The following is a 5,034-nucleotide window of genomic DNA, read 5'->3' on the forward strand; positions in this document are numbered from 1 at the left end:
CAGGACGTGAAGCATTCGTAGCTGTTGGGATGTTGATGTTTGGGAACGTCGTTTTTGGATGAAGGACGCTCAGGCTGGAGTCGGTGGGGGGAGGACTTTTGCGATCGACAGATACGGGGCGCTGTGTAGATATCGATATCAGTAAGGTAGTGGAGGCGGCAAAAAAACTGGCCAAAAAATCCGGAAAAGCGTCGCGCCTGAATATTCAAAACAACCATTTGCATTGCATTGCGCAAGGCTGGTCATTGGGCTCTACCCCCAGCGCGGAAGGGCACCATGAACGCATCGGATTCGATGATCTGCTTGCTGTCCGCTGTAAATTGCAGGCCGGCGACGAACCGCAGTCATGGCTTTTGTCCCATCGCGTATAGGTAGATGTCGTTGCAAGCGAATTCCTACATGCTCATACAGGCACGGACTCGCCGTCTTTTTTAGGAGGCTTGCTATAAGGATCATAAAGCCAAGTGAGCGGTGCGCCATCGCACTCCATGCCGATAAACAGATAGCCACCCCCGGCCAACCCGAGTTGCGCTTCGGCCAGAAAGAGCCAATGGCGAGGAAACGCAAGGCCAATCGAACGTACTGAGTACTCGGTCGTGAACTTATCGCCATTACAGCGGGCGAGGCCCGTCAATACGGTAAAAATGGGATGTCGAAGTGCACGGTATAAAAAGGCAAGGCGCACCTCTCGCGCAGCGCTGCACCAAATATTTCGTCATGTCGCAACGCGCCTTTTATCTTCATCAAAAAATCACATAACGGATTATCCACTCGGATTTTCACGTCTCCATCACGCCCATATGTGCTGGGATAGGCATTCCAGTACTCGTGGCGCGCGCACAATGGGATGTGTGTTGCGCGCATGTCGAAGACATCGGGACGCGACTTCGGAGCGTCGAGGGGTGCCCTGGAACTGCACATCTTGCACCTGCCTGTGCGGGAGGCTAGCGGCTTGGGCGAAGCATGGGGGGATCAGGCCAAGCTATTTTCTTCGCGAGTTTCGCTATTTGTCCTATTTAAAGCGCAAGGTCGATTTTGTTTTCTTTTTTTCGAGAGAGAGGCATGTCAACCGGATCGAGTCAGCAAGAAACCGATTATGCGGTCGTCGTCAATCAGCAAGGGCAATATTCGATTTGGCCGATAAATAAGATCGTGCCAAATGGCTGGACCAAAGCGGGAAAACAAGGATCGAAAGCATGCTGCCTGGCGTTCATCGACGAGGCATGGACCGATATGCGCCCGCGTTCGCTGCAAGCGCGCACTCATTCCGGCTAGCGCGTTGCTTGCGATGAAATGAAATAAAACAGCGGCATGCTGTGCGCGATTTGTTTTTAGCGCTGCGATCGCCGGTTGTTTTCGCTGTTCGCAGTGATGGAGGCCATGCATAGGCTCGTGTACGCCTGTGGCGGATGTTTCCACTGTCCGCCATGCATGCATTGAACGATCAATGCACCGGTAGTGGCGTGATTCAACGTGGAATCATGGTTCGTGTTGCGTGTGTCGTGTGGCTAGCGTGAAAACGGTATTGCTATTTTCGGGGCAGGGTTCGCATCACTTCCAGATGGGGCGGGAGCTGTTTGAGTGCGACGCGGTTTTTCGCGCCGCCATGCTGCAGGCCGACGATGTGTTCCGCGAGCGTTGCGGTGAATCGATCGTGGCCATGCTCTTTGACGAGCGGCATGCCCGCGGGGCGCCGTTCGATCGCCTGTTGCACAGCCATGCCGCCATCTTCATGGTGGAGCATGCACTGGCGACGACGCTGGTCGATGCGGGCATCACGCCGGACATGGTGCTTGGCACCAGCCTCGGCACGTTTGCCGCGGCCGCCGTGGCTGGACATATCGATCCGGGCGACGCGCTGCTGGCGGTGATCGAGCAGGCGATGGCGGTCGAAACGCATTGCCAACGTGGCTGCATGATCGCGATGATGGGCGATTGGCAGCGTTGCCTGGCGCCCGAACTGCTTGCCCTATGCGAGCTTGCCGCCGTCAACTTCGACGCGCACGCCGTGCTGTCGCTGCCGCATTCGCATGCCGCGCAAGTCGAAAGCCACCTGCGCCGGTTTGGCATGACGCTGCAAACATTGCCCGTCGGCTATGCGTTTCATTCGCGCTGGATCGATGCCGCCGGCCCTTCCTATCAGGCATTCCTTCGCACGCTGGCGTTGCGCCAAGGCAGTGTGCCGCTGGCCTGTTGCGCGCAGGCCAAGCCGTTGCAAGCGCTTTCTGCGGATCATTTCTGGTCGGTGGTGCGCGAGCCGATCCGCTTCCAACATGCCGTGAAAGAGCTCGCTGCGCACGACGACTACCGCTACATCGACGTCGGCCCCGGCGGAACCTTGGCGACGTTCCTGAAGTACGCGCTGCCGGCAGGTTCGGCGTCTTCCATCCACTACGTCATGTCGCCCTTGGGCAGCGACATGCAGCGCCTGGCCGGCGTGAAGGCAAGTTATCGGCCCGCCGCGCGCGGAATAAACCAGGCATTTCACCCGGTCATACCGGCAGATCAGGGCAAGCACATTCAAGACGGGCGCAGCATGGAGTCACGCACTATGAAAGCCATCGTTTTTCCCGGTCAGGGCTCGCAATTCAAGGGCATGGGCAAGGATCTCTTTCCGTTGTTTCCGGAACAGGTCGCATGCGCATCCGACATTCTTGGTTATTCGCTGGAAGAGCTGTGCCTGCATGATCCGCAGGGGCTGCTCTCGCAAACACAGTACACGCAGCCTGCCTTGTACGTGGTCAATGCGTTGCATTACCTGCATCGGCCGGAGCGGGCGGATTTTTTCGCAGGACACAGCCTGGGCGAGTACAACGCCCTGCTTGCCGCAGGCGTGTTTTCGTTCGAAACGGGCCTGCGCCTGGTGAAGAAACGCGGCGAGCTGATGGGTGCCGCCAGCGGCGGCGGCATGGCGGCGGTGCTTGGCATTGCGGCGCGGGAAGTGAGGGCCATGCTCGACCAGCATGGGCTCGACCAGATCGACATCGCCAACATCAATTCACCCACGCAAACGGTGGTTGCCGGCCGCAAGGACAAGCTCGCCGAAGCGGCCGAGCTGTTCGCAAAGAAAAATCTGCGCTGCGTGATGTTGAACGTCAGCGCCGCGTTCCATTCCCGCCACATGCGCGCCGCGCAGGCTGAATTCGCCAGGTTCCTGCAATCGTTCACCTTCGCATTACCCCAAGTGGCGGTGATCGCCAATGCCACGGCGCGGCCCTACGACTCCGCGCGCATCGCTGAAACCTTGGCGGCGCAGATCGCCTCGCCGGTGCAATGGGTCGATTCGATCCGCTACGTGCTGGGCAGGGGCGAGGTCGAGTTCCACGAGATCGGCGCCAGCGTGCTTTCGAAGATGGTGCAGGAGATCAAGGCCAAGACCACCCCCATCGTCGAGAATGCGGTGGAGGAGGCAGCGGTAGTGCTGCCGCTCAAGAGCATGGAGCACGAGCCGCCCACGGCAGGCACGTCCAGCGACATAAGCCATCTGGCAGGCCGCCGCGATGGTGAACCGCGTGTCCTGGCAACGTCGCTCGGCAGCGACGTGTTCCGCCGCCGCTTTGGCCTTGAATACGCCTATATGGCAGGTGGCATGTATCGCGGCGTGGCTTCCGCCGAGCTGGTGATAACGATGGGCAAGGCCGGTTTTCTCAGTTTCTTCGGCGCGGGCGGGCTGTCGACGGCGAAGATCGAGGCCAACATCGTTCGCATCCAAGATGAATTGAATGCCGGCCAGCCCTACGGCATGAACCTGCTCGCCAACTACGACTATCCCGCCGAAGAAGATGCGGTGGTCGATCTTTACCTGAAATACGGCATCCGCAACGTGGAGGCGGCCGCGTTCATGCAGATGACGCCGGCCCTGGTTCGTTTTCGCCTGCAAGGCTTGCGCACCGATGCGCGCAACCGTGTCGTCTGCGATCATCGCGTTATCGCCAAGGTGTCGCGTCCCGAAGTGGCGAAGGCTTTCATGAGCCCGCCTTCGGCGATGATCGTGGAGCGGCTGCTGCAGCGTGGGTTGGTGACGCCGCAACAGGCCAAGCTTGCGCAACGCGTGCCGATGAGCCACGACATCTGCGTGGAAGCCGACTCCGGCGGCCATACCGACGGCGGCATTGCCGCCGTGATGCTGCCGCCATTGCTGCGCATGCGCGACGAGATGCAGCGCATGCATGGTTATGAAGAGCCGCTTTGCATGGGCCTGGCCGGCGGCATCGGCGGTCCGGAAGCGGCGGCAGCGGCTTTTCTGATGGGCGCGGATTTCATCCTTACCGGGTCGGTCAACCAGTGCACGGTGGAGGCGGGCATGAGTGCGGATGGCAAGTCGATGCTGCAGGAAATGGACATCCATGACACCGAGTACGCACCGGCCGGCGACATGTTCGAACTCGGCGCGCAGATCCAGGTGATGAAGAAATCGGTGTTCTTCCCCGCGCGTGCGAACAAGCTGTTTTCGCTCTATCGCCACTACGACAGCCTGGACGACATTCCCGAGCGCACGCGGCGGCAACTGGAAGGCACGTTCTTCAAGAAAACCTTCGAGGAGATCTGGCGCGAGACGGCCGCCTATTTCAGGTCGGTGAACCGCGAGCATGAAATCGCCAAGGCCGAGGCCAACGCCAAGCACAAGATGGCCCTGGTGTTTCGCTGGTACTTCGCCTACAGCTCGCGCATCGCGATGGAAGGTGAAGGCAGCGACCGCGTGAATTACCAGATCCACACCGGCCCCGCCCTGGGTTCGTTCAACCAATGGGTGAAAGGCACGGAGCTGGAGCACTGGAGCAAGCGGCACGTGGATCGCATCGCGATCAAGATCATGGACGCTGCGGCGGAACACCTTGCGCGCTCCTATGCGCGGTTCCTCGGTGTGCGGGAAAACCGCGCCGAACGCGCCGATGCGGTCCACGCCGCATCCCATTCGCTGGTCGCCTGACGACTGCCGCGGAGATTGGCAGCTCCAAAAAAATGCGTCGCTGGATGCAAGCAAGGCCGCGTGATGCGGCATCCGAAAGAACACGCTACAGGATATGTATGGCC

Annotated in this window: 3 protein-coding genes; all 3 read left to right on the forward strand. The window is 59.8% G+C overall.

The genetic code is table 11. The features are described 5' to 3' along the window. The first annotated feature begins 98 nt into the window (after positions 1-98). The 3 genes from V7M64_RS13125 (at position 99) to fabD (ending at position 4,930) form a co-directional block, all read left to right on the forward strand. On the forward strand, positions 99-371 hold the full coding sequence (locus V7M64_RS13125) for a hypothetical protein (RefSeq protein ID WP_333679641.1): 273 nt from the start codon (positions 99-101) through the stop codon (positions 369-371). A 691-nt stretch (positions 372-1,062) separates the two neighbouring features. Continuing rightward, on the forward strand, positions 1,063-1,275 hold the full coding sequence (locus V7M64_RS13130; protein WP_333679643.1) for an MbtH family NRPS accessory protein: 213 nt from the start codon (positions 1,063-1,065) through the stop codon (positions 1,273-1,275). A 238-nt stretch (positions 1,276-1,513) separates the two neighbouring features. Beyond that, positions 1,514-4,930, forward strand: a complete 3,417-nt coding sequence (fabD, locus tag V7M64_RS13135) for an ACP S-malonyltransferase (RefSeq protein ID WP_333679644.1) — start codon at positions 1,514-1,516, stop codon at positions 4,928-4,930. Positions 4,931-5,034 lie beyond the last annotated feature (104 nt).

Source organism: Dyella sp., from assembly GCF_036746095.1.
Lineage (GTDB): Bacteria > Pseudomonadota > Gammaproteobacteria > Xanthomonadales > Rhodanobacteraceae > Dyella_B.